Raw genomic sequence first — 12,912 nt, 5'->3', positions numbered from 1 at the left:
AGAAGTTCCCCGTCTTGCTACTCTTGACCCATATAAGATACACTTAATCCATTGAGGTGAAACGACATGATTCTCTTGCAATTAAATCAATTAACGAAGCGTTTTGGGGCTGAGTTAATTTTATCGAATATTAAACTGGAAGTACAAATGAATGACCGTATTGCCATTGTTGGCAGAAACGGGTCTGGTAAAAGTACTCTGTTAAAAATGATGGCTGGAGAATTGAGCTATGATTCTGGTGATATTTTCAAGCCTAAAGATGTGACGATGGAGTATTTGGCTCAAAATACTGGACTGGATTCTGAGGAATCGATTTGGAATGAAATGGAGAAAGTATTTGCCCATTTAAAAGGGATCGAAAAAGAATTACGGGACATGGAGGCAGAGATGGCAGATCCGGAGCTGTTCGATAACCATGAGGCCTACCAGAAATTGTTGTCAAGCTATGATGAGCGCCAAGATTATTTTAAACGAGCAGGCGGCTATCACTATGAAGCAGACATAAAAGCTGTGCTAAACGGATTAAACTTCCATGATTTCGATTGGAATACGCCGATCACTTCCTTAAGTGGCGGCCAGAAAACACGGCTGGCTCTTGGAAAACTGTTATTAACGAAACCTGATGTTCTCATCCTAGACGAACCGACTAACCACCTGGATATTGAAACCCTGTCCTGGCTAGAAGGTTATTTGCAAGGGTATGAAGGGGCCGTTGTCATCGTTTCCCATGATCGATATTTTCTAGATAAGATCGTGAACACGGTTTATGAAATTGCCCATCAAGGTTCAAAGAAATACCACGGTAACTACAGTAATTATTTGCAAAAGAAAGAAGCCGATTATGAACTTGAATTGAAGAGTTTTGAGAAACAGCAGTCAGAAATCAAGCGAATGGAAGAGTTTATCCAGAAGAATATTGTGCGTGCCACGACTAGTAAGCGTGCGCAAAGCCGCAGAAAACAGCTTGAAAAAATGGACAAGCTCGAAAAGCCGAAAACAGACCAATCCTCCGCTACCTTTAGCTTTCAAGTGAATAAGAAAAGCGGTAACGATGTATTGAAACTGAATGATCTTTCTTTTCGTTACGACCCTGATTCTCCTATGTTATTTGATCATTTATCGATGAATTTACAGCGAGGAGATTCCGTTGCCTTAGTCGGACCAAATGGTGTCGGAAAAACGACTTTGCTCAAAACCATAATCGGGGAATTAAAAGCAAGTGGTACAATGATGCTTGGGACCAATGTTCAAATTGGTTACTATGATCAGGAACAAACGAATCTGAACTCGAAGAAGACTGTATTGAACGAGCTATGGGATGATTATCCTTTGAAAAATGAAAAAGATATCAGGACGATACTCGGCAATTTCCTGTTCTCCGGAGATGATGTGCTGAAGCCGGTTTCTGCTTTAAGCGGTGGAGAAAAAGCGCGTTTATCATTGGCTAAGCTCATGATGCAAGAAGCTAATTTCCTCATCCTTGATGAGCCGACGAACCACTTGGACCTTGATAGTAAAGAAGTTCTGGAGTCGGCTCTTATTGATTATCCAGGGACGCTGCTGTTCGTTTCACACGACCGTTATTTTATAAACAAAATAGCTACTCAAGTTGTTGAAATGCATCCGAAAGAAACACGGACATTCCTCGGTGATTATGATTACTATGTTCAGAAGAAACAAGAGGAACTGGAACTCCAGCAGCTCGAGGAAGCAGAAGCGGCCCAGCAAGCCACAGGGGATTCTGGAGAAGCGCAAATTAAAAATAGCTTTCAACAGGATAAAGCCAATAAGCGAGAAGAGCGAAAACGCCAACGTAGAATTACTGAAATTGAACAACAAATTGAAGAAGTTGAGATTAAAATTGAGGAAATCGAATCCTTATTGTGCGATCCCGAGATCTATCAAGATCACGAGAAATCTCTAGAACTTACCGAAAGCAATCAAAGCTATCAACAACAAATCGAAACCCTCATGGAAGAATGGGAACAACTCCATGAGTAAAACCCACTAATTTCCACCTCAGGTCATCCAGATTATGGATGACCTGAGGTGGTTTTCATTTCCATATTCGATGTATATATGCGCATGAGCTGCTTTTCGTTATCCACAGCTTATTCAGGATTACTCAATTGATATATCAGTTCTCAACAACTTTATTCACACTATCCACAAAAATAACCTTAGTTATCCACATTTTTGATAACGATACCATCTAAATTATATTCTTTCCTGTCCACACTTATCCACTGTATAATTATGCATATGTGTATAACCTCTTAACAAAAATAAACTTTCCTTCAGCTATCCAAAGGAAAGTTTATCATGTCTAATCATCGTCGTTTCGTTGACCGTATCTTTCTAAACTCAAAGCGGGATTTGCATTCAAATCATAACCCGCTCTGTGTCCCTGTTTAAAAGCTACAGCCCCTGCTGCAGCAATCATTGCAGCATTATCCGTACATAAATGTAAAGGAGGAATTAACAGTTCTGTATCAGTTCCCTCGAACTTCTCATGAAGTGCATTTCTCAACCCCTGATTGGCTGCCACACCTCCAGCTACAATGATTTGTTTTACTCCATAATCTATTGCTGCCCGATATGCTTTTGTGGATAACACATCTACGACACTTGCCTGAAAACTTGCAGCTACATCCTCAGGTTTAAGAGTCACTCCTTTTTGCTTGGCATTGTGCAACTTGTTGATAACTGCAGACTTTAATCCACTAAAACTAAAATCATAAGAATCTGCCTCCAGCCAGGCTCGTGGAAAGTTAAGAACATCCTCCCCTTCAGCTGCTAACTTGTCGATATGAGGTCCGCCTGGGTAAGGAAGTTTAAGTGTGCGTGCTACTTTATCATAGGCTTCTCCTGCCGCATCGTCCCTTGTCTCGCCAATTACTTCAAAGGAGCCGTGTTCGTTCATTAAGATCAGCTCAGTATGTCCGCCTGATACTACTAAAGACAGCACAGGAAACGTAAATTCCTTCTCTAAGCGATTAGCATAGATGTGTCCGGCTATATGATGAACCCCAACAAGCGGTTTACCTTTAGCAAAAGCCAGCGCCTTTGCTGCATTCACACCAACGAGCAACGCCCCCACCAAACCTGGACCCTCCGTAACCGCAATCGCATCGATTTCATCTGCCTCAAGCTCTGCTTCTCCAAGGGCAGCCTCTAATGTTAATGTAATTTGCTCTATATGGTGTCTTGAGGCAATCTCAGGGACCACTCCCCCAAACCTTTTATGACTCTCAATTTGTGAAGCGACGACATTAGCTACTAACTCCCGTTCATTCTTCACAATGGCTACCGCCGTTTCATCACAGCTTGTTTCAATCGCTAATACGTATTGATCTTGCTTCATTTTAACCCCACCCACATCACTAATGCATCTTCACCATTATCTGTATAATAATTTTTCCGAACGCCTCCAGGGACAAGCCCAAACTTACGATAGAGATGCTGTGCTGCTGTATTAGATACACGCACTTCTAAACTTAATTGAATCGCACCCATTTCAATCGCTTCTTCAAATGACTTGCGAAAAAGCTGTTCTCCATATCCATTCCCTCTATAATCAGGATGGATCGCAATATTTGTTACATGCGCTTCATCAATAATCAGCCATAGACCACAGTAGCCAAAAATCGTCCCATCCTGCTCAATTACAAGGTAGTGAGCATACGGATTCTCGCCATTGACTTCATTCCTAAATGTATCTTCGGTCCAGGGAACAGCAAATGTTGCATGCTCTACTGTCATCACTTGCTCGATATCATCAACCTGCATTTTCCGTATAATCACCATTTACTTCTTCTCCTGCTCCGCAAGCCACTTAGCCTCTGCCTCTGGTAAGCGTAAATAGTTAGGGACAAGCCCATGGATATCATCCGGGTCTTTCTTTATACCTGCTAATGCGATTAAAGATGGCCGAGCATAGTTGAAAGCTGCATTTGGAAAAACTGCCCTCTCCCCGAGGACGTCCATAATCGTTTCCATAAACCCCTGAATATCCTGACTTAAAAACAGAATTGGCTTATCCAAGTTTTTTAGTTGGTCCAGCCAATCATCCATCAAAATATTCACTTCATCCTTAACAAGCTTCATATTCCCGTCATACAAACCTGTGTACACCAGTCCCCTTCTTGCATCAAAAAAAGGACAAATATAACCATCGAATAGTTCACCTTGCCTTGCTACAGCTTCTAGACTTGATATGCCGACAGCTGGAATGTTCAGTGACCAGGCCATCGTCTTGGCTGTCGTTAAACCAATCCTGACTCCAGTATAGGATCCAGGCCCGTGGGCAACAGCAATACGATCAAGTTCTTCAGGTTTAGTTGCTGTCTCGCTCATAAGCTGTTCAATCGCCGGCATCAGCCGTAGAGAATGATTTTTCTTTATATTCGTGACAAGCTCACCGGCTACGACTCCATCTTTTATAACCGCAACACCCATTACATAATTTGATGTATCTATGGCTAATACATTCATTTTTTAATCTCCTTACAAATTTCCTCGAAGTGGGTAGAGTGCGGCTGCAACTTTATTTTCCGCTCCGTCTCACTCAGGTACTCGATAGTTATATCTAACCTTTCGTCAGGCAGGTACTCTTTAATAAATTGAGACCACTCAACCACCGTCACTCCGTCTCCTTCAAAAAATTCCTCAAAACCTAAATCTTCATCACTATCCTCAAGTCTATATACATCCATATGATATAAAGGGATTCTTCCCATGTACTCTTTTATAATGGTAAACGTCGGGCTGTTTACCGTGCGTGTAACACCTAGACCCTTCGCAAGTCCTTTCGTAAACGTTGTCTTACCTGCACCTAAATCTCCTTCCAGTGTCAGCACATCTCCAGGAGTTAAGTACTCAGCTAACTTCTCCGAAAAGAGAATTGTTTCCCCTTCAGACGCTGTCGTCCATTCATATCTTTTCACCTTAATCACGACCTTCTTGCAAATGTGTGTAGCCCGATTTTTCTAACCGTTCAGTCCGACCATCCATGGTTAAGTATACCAGACCTTTGCTCTCTCGTGCCTCCGAGACATATCCAATTTTCGTCACTGAAAGATTTAGCTCTTCGGCTTTTTGCTGAACTTCCGGCCATTCACGCTCTGAAATTGTACCCAGCAGTTCAAAGTCCTCACCGCCAGATAGTATCCATTCCTGATATTGGTTAGGAAAAAGCTCAGCTATGGAGGAATGATAAGGGATAGAATCGTAAGCTATATGTAGATCCACACACGAAGCTTCAGCAATTTCACTTCCCTCACTAGCAATCCCATCACTCACGTCGTTCAAAGCTACTCTGTTGAATGAACTTAATTGTTCAGCAAAAGTAATCCGAGGTGAGGGCTGACAATGTCTTTGTATCAAATACTCGTTGTCTATTTTCTTATTTATACATTCAAGACCAGCTCTCGAATCGCCCAACGTCCCCGTTACAAAAAGGATATCCCCGGGAAGAGCTGCCGTGCGATACCGTGCCTTGTTTCTTTCCACATACCCGAACACTGTAATGGAGATCGCGAATTCTTTCCCGGATACTGTATCTCCCCCGATCATATCCATCCTATATCCATCACCGAGAGAAGCCATTCCACGATACACCTCTTGCAGCTCTTGTTCTGCCCAATCCGATGGAATAACAATCGATACCATGAAAAAGGCAGGCTCTGCCCCCATAGCAGCCAAATCACTTAGATTGGCTGCTAATGCTCGGTAGCCGATGGAATAAGGTTCCATAGTTTCCCGTGAAAAGTGAATTCCATCAACCATTGTGTCTACAGCCGTAACAATATCTTGTGTATTTTGCCGAAAAACAGCAGCATCATCATCAATTCCTTTAATAAGCGAAGATTGACGGTAGCTGTCAGGCTTAATTGAATCGATAAAAGAAAACTCATCCATATAAGAACCCTCCACTGTTAACAATCAATATATTTATTATACCAATGGAAGATGATAATTAAAAAACTCATTGAGAAAAACCGATATATTATGTTATTCATCCAAAAAATAAGAAAAGCCTTAGGAAAAGTATTCCTAAGGCTTGGAAAGTTAATTTTAATGTTAATGGCGGTCCGGACGGGACTCGAACCCGCGACCTCCTGCGTGACAGGCAGGCATTCTAACCAGCTGAACTACCGGACCAGTTCCTGAAAACTGGTTTTGAAGCGTTCAAGGAGATCTATAACTTCAAGTTACTGTTAAGTATTTTGGTTGCGGGGGCAGGATTTGAACCTGCGACCTCCGGGTTATGAGCCCGACGAGCTACCGAACTGCTCTACCCCGCGACAATGTGGGTGAACCTTTTATTTGGTTCCCATAATATTCTCTGTAAATAATATAGAATGACGTGGCCGCGTCCTACTCTCACGGGGATCGACCCGACTACCATCGGCGCTGAAGAGCTTAACTGCTGTGTTCGGCATGGGAACAGGTGTGACCTCTTCGCTGTCGCCACCACATCATTCTGTTAGGAAGGGCGAACCTTCAAAACTGGATAAGAGGGGCAAGACAAACATCATCTTCTACGTTTAATAATCTAGCTTTGACTCCCATAAACGGTCGTCTCCGCTTTTTGATATAGTTAAGTCATCGATTGATTAGTATCCGTCAGCTCCACGTGTCACCACGCTTCCACCTCGGACCTATCGACCTCATCGTCTCTGAGGAATCTTACTTACTTGGCGTAAGGGGAAATCTCATCTCAAGGGGGGCTTCATGCTTAGATGCTTTCAGCACTTATCCCGTCCACACGTAGCTACCCAGCCATGCTCCTGGCGGAACAACTGGTACACCAGCGGTGTGTCCATCCCGGTCCTCTCGTACTAAGGACAGCTCCTTTCAGATTTCCAACGCCCACGACGGATAGGGACCGAACTGTCTCACGACGTTCTGAACCCAGCTCGCGTACCGCTTTAATGGGCGAACAGCCCAACCCTTGGGACCGACTACAGCCCCAGGATGCGATGAGCCGACATCGAGGTGCCAAACCTCCCCGTCGATGTGGACTCTTGGGGGAGATAAGCCTGTTATCCCCGGGGTAGCTTTTATCCGTTGAGCGACGGCCCTTCCATACGGTACCGCCGGATCACTAAGCCCGACTTTCGTCCCTGCTCGACTTGTAAGTCTCGCAGTCAAGCTCCCTTGTGCCTTTACACTCTGCGAATGATTTCCAACCATTCTGAGGGAACCTTTGGGCGCCTCCGTTACTCTTTAGGAGGCGACCGCCCCAGTCAAACTGCCCACCTGACACTGTCTCCGAACCGGATCACGGTCCTGGGTTAGAATGTCCGTACAGCCAGGGTGGTATCCCACCAGCGCCTCCACCGAAGCTAGCGCTCCGGTTTCTCAGGCTCCCACCTATCCTGTACAAGCTGTACCAACATTCAATATCAGGCTACAGTAAAGCTCCACGGGGTCTTTCCGTCCTGTCGCGGGTAATGCGCATCTTCACGCATAGTATAATTTCACCGGGTCTCTCGTTGAGACAGTGCCCAAGTCGTTGCACCTTTCGTGCGGGTCGGAACTTACCCGACAAGGAATTTCGCTACCTTAGGACCGTTATAGTTACGGCCGCCGTTTACTGGGGCTTCGGTTCAACGCTTCGCGCCAAAAGCGCTAACGCATCCCCTTAACCTTCCAGCACCGGGCAGGTGTCAGCCCCTATACTTCGCCTTACGGCTTCGCAGAGACCTGTGTTTTTGGTAAACAGTCGCTTGGGCCTTTTCACTGCGGCTCCTCGGCAGAGGAGCACCCCTTCTCCCGAAGTTACGGGGTCATTTTGCCGAGTTCCTTAACGAGAGTTCTCCCGCTCACCTTAGGATTCTCTCCTCGCCTACCTGTGTTGGTTTGCGGTACGGGCGCCTCTTTCCTCACTAGAGGATTTTCTTGGCAGTGTGAAATCAGGAGCTTCGGTACTTTAGTTCCCTCCCCATCACAGCTTGACGTTGCCGAGTGGATTTACCTGCCTCGACCGTCTTACTGCTTGGACGCACACATCCAATGGTGCGCTCTCCTTATCCTCCTGCGTCCCCCCGTCGTTCAAACGGAAAGGAGGCGGTACAGGAATATCAACCTGTTGTCCATCGCCTACGCCTTTCGGCCTCGGCTTAGGTCCCGACTAACCCTGAGAGGACGAGCCTTCCTCAGGAAACCTTGGGCTTTCGGTGAAAGAGATTCTCACTCTTTTTTCGCTACTCATACCGGCATTCTCACTTCTAAGCGCTCCACCAGTCCTTACGGTCTGACTTCACAGCCCTTAGAACGCTCTCCTACCACTGATCCGTTCGGATCAATCCGCAGCTTCGGTGGTGTGTTTAGCCCCGGTACATTTTCGGCGCAGAGTCACTCGACCAGTGAGCTATTACGCACTCTTTCAATGATGGCTGCTTCTAAGCCAACATCCTGGTTGTCTAAGCAACTCCACATCCTTTTCCACTTAACACACACTTAGGGACCTTAGCTGGCGGTCTGGGCTGTTTCCCTCTCGACCATGAACCTTATCACCCATGGTCTGACTCCCAGAACAAAGTCGTTGGCATTCGGAGTTTGACTGAATTCGGTAACCCGGTAGGGGCCCCTCGTCCAATCAGTGCTCTACCTCCAAGACTTTCTATTCTGAGGCTAGCCCTAAAGCTATTTCGGAGAGAACCAGCTATCTCCGTGTTCGATTGGCATTTCACCCCTACCCACACCTCATCCCCGCAATTTTCAACTTGCGTGGGTTCGGGCCTCCAGTCAGTGTTACCTGACCTTCACCCTGGACATGGGTAGATCACACGGTTTCGGGTCTACGACCGCATACTCACGCGCCCTGTTCAGACTCGCTTTCGCTGCGGCTCCGCTTCTGATGCTTAACCTTGCATACAGTCGTAACTCGCCGGTTCATTCTACAAAAGGCACGCCGTCACCCATCAATGGGCTCCGACTACTTGTAGGCACACGGTTTCAGGTTCTCTTTCACTCCCCTTCCGGGGTGCTTTTCACCTTTCCCTCACGGTACTGGTTCACTATCGGTCACTAGGGAGTATTTAGCCTTGGGAGATGGTCCTCCCGGATTCCGACGGAATTCCTCGTGTTCCGCCGTACTCAGGATCCACTCCGGAGAAAAGAAGATGTCGATTACAGGGCTCTTACCCGCTCTGGCTGATCGTTCCAGATCGATTCATCTATCTTCTTTTTTGGTAACTCCAATGGAGTGTCCTACAACCCCAGAAAGCAAGCTTTCTGGTTTGGGCTGATTCCGTTTCGCTCGCCGCTACTCGGGAAATCGCGTTTGCTTTCTCTTCCTCCGGGTACTGAGATGTTTCAGTTCCCCGGGTCTGCCTTCGTTTACCTATGAATTCAGTAAACGATCCTACTCCATTACGAGCAGGGGGTTTCCCCATTCGGAAATCTTCGGTGCACAGCCTACTTACGGCTTCCCAAAGCATATCGGTGTTAGTCCCGTCCTTCATCGGCTCCTAGTACCAAGGCATCCACCGTGCGCCCTTATTCACTTAACTATCTGTGAAAAGACGTTTAAAAATTGATGTTTGATGTCTTGTCATCCCGTGTTGATCTTGCGATCAAACACGTTCTGAAATATCTTATCCAGTTTTCAAGGTTCACATTGAGAAGATCGTTTGATCTCTCAAAACTGAACAACCAACCAGTGCGTCTTCCGTATGGATCAGCATCCATCAACCCGAAGGTTGTGTCCGCCTTCCATAGTTCCTTAGAAAGGAGGTGATCCAGCCGCACCTTCCGATACGGCTACCTTGTTACGACTTCACCCCAATCATTGGCCCCACCTTCGGCGGCTGGCTCACATAATGTGTTACCTCACCGACTTCGGGTGTTGCCAACTCTCGTGGTGTGACGGGCGGTGTGTACAAGGCCCGGGAACGTATTCACCGCGGCATGCTGATCCGCGATTACTAGCGATTCCGGCTTCATGCAGGCGAGTTGCAGCCTGCAATCCGAACTGAGAATGGTTTTATGGGATTTGCTACACCTTGCGGCTTCGCTGCCCTTTGTACCATCCATTGTAGCACGTGTGTAGCCCAGGTCATAAGGGGCATGATGATTTGACGTCATCCCCGCCTTCCTCCGGTTTGTCACCGGCAGTCACCTTAGAGTGCCCAACTGAATGCTGGCAACTAAGATTAGGGGTTGCGCTCGTTGCGGGACTTAACCCAACATCTCACGACACGAGCTGACGACAACCATGCACCACCTGTCACTTGGTCCCCGAAGGGAAAACCCTATCTCTAGGGTGGTCCAAGGATGTCAAGACCTGGTAAGGTTCTTCGCGTTGCTTCGAATTAAACCACATGCTCCACCGCTTGTGCGGGCCCCCGTCAATTCCTTTGAGTTTCAGCCTTGCGGCCGTACTCCCCAGGCGGAGTGCTTAATGCGTTAACTTCAGCACTAAGGGGTGGAAGCCCCCTAACACCTAGCACTCATCGTTTACGGCGTGGACTACCAGGGTATCTAATCCTGTTTGCTACCCACGCTTTCGCACCTCAGCGTCAGAAACAGACCAGAGAGTCGCCTTCGCCACTGGTGTTCCTCCACATATCTACGCATTTCACCGCTACACGTGGAATTCCACTCTCCTCTTCTGTCCTCAAGTTCCCCAGTTTCCAATGACCCTCCACGGTTGAGCCGTGGGCTTTCACATCAGACTTAAGAAACCGCCTGCGCGCGCTTTACGCCCAATAATTCCGGACAACGCTTGCCCCCTACGTATTACCGCGGCTGCTGGCACGTAGTTAGCCGGGGCTTCCTCGTTAGGTACCGTCAAGGTACCGCTCTATTCGCACGGTACTTGTTCTTCCCTAACAACAGAACTTTACGATCCGAAGACCTTCATCGTTCACGCGGCGTTGCTCCGTCAGACTTTCGTCCATTGCGGAAGATTCCCTACTGCTGCCTCCCGTAGGAGTCTGGGCCGTGTCTCAGTCCCAGTGTGGCCGATCACCCTCTCAGGTCGGCTACGCATCGTCGCCTTGGTGAGCTATTACCTCACCAACTAGCTAATGCGCCGCGGGCCCATCTGTAAGTGATAGCCAAAGGCCATCTTTTACTTCTCCCTCATGCGAGGGAAAAGATTACCCGGCATTAGCCCCGGTTTCCCGGAGTTATTCCGATCTTACAGGCAGGTTGCCCACGTGTTACTCACCCGTCCGCCGCTCATTCCACAGGCATCACCCCCGAAGGGGATCTGCCTGCTTCCTGCGCTCGACTTGCATGTATTAGGCACGCCGCCAGCGTTCGTCCTGAGCCAGGATCAAACTCTCCATAAAAGTTAAGTTTGCTTGTGCACGGATGCACTGCCTCCAACGTTGCAACAGGACGTTGCGAACCTAGTTGAAGATCCTTTGACTCTTTGCACACCGAATGTGCTTGTTTGTATTCCCTCTATATAATAGAAAGAATGTGTTGACGTACTGGTTGGTTCGTTCAGTTTTCAAAGATCAAATGTTCATGGTGGGCCTGAGTGGACTCGAACCACCGACCTCACGCTTATCAGGCGTGCGCTCTAACCAGCTGAGCTACAGGCCCCAATTGGTAGTTGTTTAAATAATGGAGCGGGTGAAGGGAATCGAACCCTCATCATCAGCTTGGAAGGCTGAGGTTTTACCACTAAACTACACCCGCATGAAATTTGAAAGTAAATCCGATGGTCGGGAAGACAGGATTCGAACCTGCGACCCCTTGGTCCCAAACCAAGTGCTCTACCAAGCTGAGCTACTTCCCGTAAAATAATGGCGCGCCCGAGAGGAGTCGAACCCCTAACCTTCTGATCCGTAGTCAGACGCTCTATCCAATTGAGCTACGGGCGCCTTTGAAAGCGACATGTTCTATCGTACCATGTTCTAGCTTGTTGTGCAAGCACTTTTTTCAAAAAAGCTTAGTGCGGCCGAGAGGACTTGAACCTCCACGGGGTTGCCCCCACTAGGCCCTCAACCTAGCGCGTCTGCCGATTCCGCCACGACCGCTAATTTGAAACGCTGTGTATTCCACAGCAAAGTACATAAGTGCGGGTGGAGGGACTTGAACCCCCACGCCGTGAAGCACTAGATCCTAAATCTAGCGTGTCTGCCAATTCCACCACACCCGCTAATGTTTGGTGAGCCATGGAGGGCTCGAACCTCCGACCCTCTGATTAAAAGTCAGATGCTCTACCAACTGAGCTAATGGCTCTTCATTAAAAATAGTTCATTCCGTTGTAAATGATGTTTCTTTTCAACTAACATCTATTCTCTTATCTCACAACAGATAATGCGAGATAGGATTTAAGCACAAGGAACATCATATAATTTTATCAAGCTTTTGTCAACCTTAATCGCAAAATAAAATGGCTGGGCCAGCTGGATTCGAACCAGCGCATGACGGTACCAAAAACCGTTGCCTTACCGCTTGGCTATGGCCCAACGTTAAATGGCGGTCCGGACGGGACTCGAACCCGCGACCTCCTGCGTGACAGGCAGGCATTCTAACCAGCTGAACTACCGGACCTAACAATATGTAAAGTGACCCGTACGGGATTCGAACCCGTGTTACCGCCGTGAAAGGGCGGTGTCTTAACCACTTGACCAACGGGCCAACAAAAAAATAAATGGCGGAGAAGGAGGGATTTGAACCCTCGCGCCGCTTGCGCGACCTACACCCTTAGCAGGGGCGCCTCTTCAGCCACTTGAGTACTTCTCCGTAATGGCTCCACCGGTAGGATTCGAACCTACGACCGATCGGTTAACAGCCGATTGCTCTACCACTGAGCTACGGTGGATCAATGTTAATCTTGTCTAACTTGTCGTATGTACAAGATCAGCGACGTTCTATATTCTATAACATTTAGCCTGTTGTGTCAAACAATTTTCAGCTAAAATTTTTGTCGATATAAAAGAA

General features: G+C 47.3%; 6 protein-coding genes, 14 tRNA genes and 3 rRNA genes. 1 reads left to right on the top strand and 22 read right to left on the bottom strand.

What is annotated here, in order from left to right; all coding sequences use genetic code 11:
• Positions 1 to 66: 66 nt before the first annotated feature.
• Complete coding sequence (abc-f, locus tag P9989_RS02465; protein ID WP_283077245.1) at positions 67 to 2,001, top strand: ribosomal protection-like ABC-F family protein; 1,935 nt, start codon at positions 67 to 69, stop codon at positions 1,999 to 2,001.
• A gap of 325 nt (positions 2,002 to 2,326) precedes the next feature.
• Here the strand turns inward: abc-f and tsaD are convergent, their stop codons facing one another.
• The 22 genes from tsaD to P9989_RS02355 form a co-directional block, all read right to left on the bottom strand.
• Positions 2,327 to 3,364 (bottom strand): tRNA (adenosine(37)-N6)-threonylcarbamoyltransferase complex transferase subunit TsaD, encoded by a 1,038-nt coding sequence (gene tsaD, locus P9989_RS02460; RefSeq protein WP_283077244.1) that lies wholly within the window; start codon positions 3,362 to 3,364, stop codon positions 2,327 to 2,329.
• The gene (gene rimI / locus P9989_RS02455; protein WP_283077243.1) at positions 3,361 to 3,807 is read right to left on the bottom strand and encodes a ribosomal protein S18-alanine N-acetyltransferase; all 447 of its coding nucleotides are present in this window, start codon (positions 3,805 to 3,807) and stop codon (positions 3,361 to 3,363) included. Before rimI ends, tsaD begins: the two co-directional genes overlap by 4 nt.
• On the bottom strand, positions 3,808 to 4,494 hold the full coding sequence (tsaB, locus tag P9989_RS02450; protein ID WP_283077242.1) for a tRNA (adenosine(37)-N6)-threonylcarbamoyltransferase complex dimerization subunit type 1 TsaB: 687 nt from the start codon (positions 4,492 to 4,494) through the stop codon (positions 3,808 to 3,810).
• Positions 4,491 to 4,946 (bottom strand): tRNA (adenosine(37)-N6)-threonylcarbamoyltransferase complex ATPase subunit type 1 TsaE, encoded by a 456-nt coding sequence (gene tsaE / locus P9989_RS02445; RefSeq protein ID WP_283077241.1) that lies wholly within the window; start codon positions 4,944 to 4,946, stop codon positions 4,491 to 4,493. The genes tsaB and tsaE overlap by 4 nt, the downstream gene beginning before the upstream one ends.
• A 1-nt stretch (position 4,947) precedes the next feature.
• Complete coding sequence (gene thiL, locus P9989_RS02440; RefSeq protein WP_283077240.1) at positions 4,948 to 5,919, bottom strand: thiamine-phosphate kinase; 972 nt, start codon at positions 5,917 to 5,919, stop codon at positions 4,948 to 4,950.
• Positions 5,920 to 6,085: 166 nt separating this feature from the next.
• Positions 6,086 to 6,162: transfer RNA gene (locus P9989_RS02435), tRNA-Asp, on the bottom strand.
• Between the two features lie 66 nt (positions 6,163 to 6,228).
• A tRNA-Met gene (locus tag P9989_RS02430) sits at positions 6,229 to 6,305 on the bottom strand.
• Positions 6,306 to 6,365: 60 nt separating this feature from the next.
• Positions 6,366 to 6,479 (bottom strand): 5S ribosomal RNA (gene rrf, locus P9989_RS02425).
• A gap of 118 nt (positions 6,480 to 6,597) precedes the next feature.
• Positions 6,598 to 9,521: ribosomal RNA gene (locus P9989_RS02420) — 23S ribosomal RNA — on the bottom strand.
• A gap of 216 nt (positions 9,522 to 9,737) precedes the next feature.
• Positions 9,738 to 11,306 (bottom strand): 16S ribosomal RNA (locus P9989_RS02415).
• Together the 16S, 23S and 5S rRNA genes with 14 tRNA genes alongside form the textbook arrangement of a ribosomal RNA operon.
• A 182-nt stretch (positions 11,307 to 11,488) precedes the next feature.
• A tRNA-Ile gene (locus P9989_RS02410) sits at positions 11,489 to 11,565 on the bottom strand.
• 22 nt (positions 11,566 to 11,587) lie between these two features.
• Positions 11,588 to 11,661 (bottom strand) — tRNA-Gly (locus P9989_RS02405).
• A gap of 23 nt (positions 11,662 to 11,684) precedes the next feature.
• A tRNA-Pro gene (locus tag P9989_RS02400) sits at positions 11,685 to 11,761 on the bottom strand.
• Between the two features lie 8 nt (positions 11,762 to 11,769).
• A tRNA-Arg gene (locus P9989_RS02395) sits at positions 11,770 to 11,846 on the bottom strand.
• Between the two features lie 72 nt (positions 11,847 to 11,918).
• A tRNA-Leu gene (locus P9989_RS02390) sits at positions 11,919 to 12,002 on the bottom strand.
• 40 nt (positions 12,003 to 12,042) lie between these two features.
• Positions 12,043 to 12,124, bottom strand: a tRNA-Leu gene (locus P9989_RS02385).
• 7 nt (positions 12,125 to 12,131) lie between these two features.
• Positions 12,132 to 12,207, bottom strand: a tRNA-Lys gene (locus P9989_RS02380).
• 155 nt (positions 12,208 to 12,362) lie between these two features.
• Positions 12,363 to 12,437 (bottom strand) — tRNA-Gln (locus tag P9989_RS02375).
• Between the two features lie 8 nt (positions 12,438 to 12,445).
• Positions 12,446 to 12,522: transfer RNA gene (locus P9989_RS02370), tRNA-Asp, on the bottom strand.
• A gap of 15 nt (positions 12,523 to 12,537) precedes the next feature.
• Positions 12,538 to 12,609 (bottom strand) — tRNA-Glu (locus P9989_RS02365).
• 14 nt (positions 12,610 to 12,623) lie between these two features.
• Positions 12,624 to 12,714, bottom strand: a tRNA-Ser gene (locus tag P9989_RS02360).
• A 4-nt stretch (positions 12,715 to 12,718) separates the two neighbouring features.
• Positions 12,719 to 12,793, bottom strand: a tRNA-Asn gene (locus P9989_RS02355).
• Between the last annotated feature and the right edge of the window lie 119 nt (positions 12,794 to 12,912).

The sequence above is a fragment of the Halobacillus naozhouensis genome (assembly GCF_029714185.1).
GTDB classification, from domain to species: Bacteria; Bacillota; Bacilli; order Bacillales; family Halobacillaceae; genus Halobacillus_A; species Halobacillus_A naozhouensis.
The sequence above is the reverse complement of the archived record's forward strand: the minus strand, read 5'-3'. Positions and strand labels throughout refer to the sequence as shown.

What these genes read in the sequence shown, in the direction of transcription:
- abc-f (WP_283077245.1), top strand. Translation starts at nt 67, where the DNA reads ATGATTCTCTTGCAATTAAATCAATTAACGAAGCGTTTTGGGGCTGAG.
- tsaD (WP_283077244.1), bottom strand. Translation starts at nt 3,364, where the DNA reads ATGAAGCAAGATCAATACGTATTAGCGATTGAAACAAGCTGTGATGAA.
- rimI (WP_283077243.1), bottom strand. Translation starts at nt 3,807, where the DNA reads ATGGTGATTATACGGAAAATGCAGGTTGATGATATCGAGCAAGTGATG.
- tsaB (WP_283077242.1), bottom strand. Translation starts at nt 4,494, where the DNA reads ATGAATGTATTAGCCATAGATACATCAAATTATGTAATGGGTGTTGCG.
- thiL (WP_283077240.1), bottom strand. Translation starts at nt 5,919, where the DNA reads ATGGATGAGTTTTCTTTTATCGATTCAATTAAGCCTGACAGCTACCGT.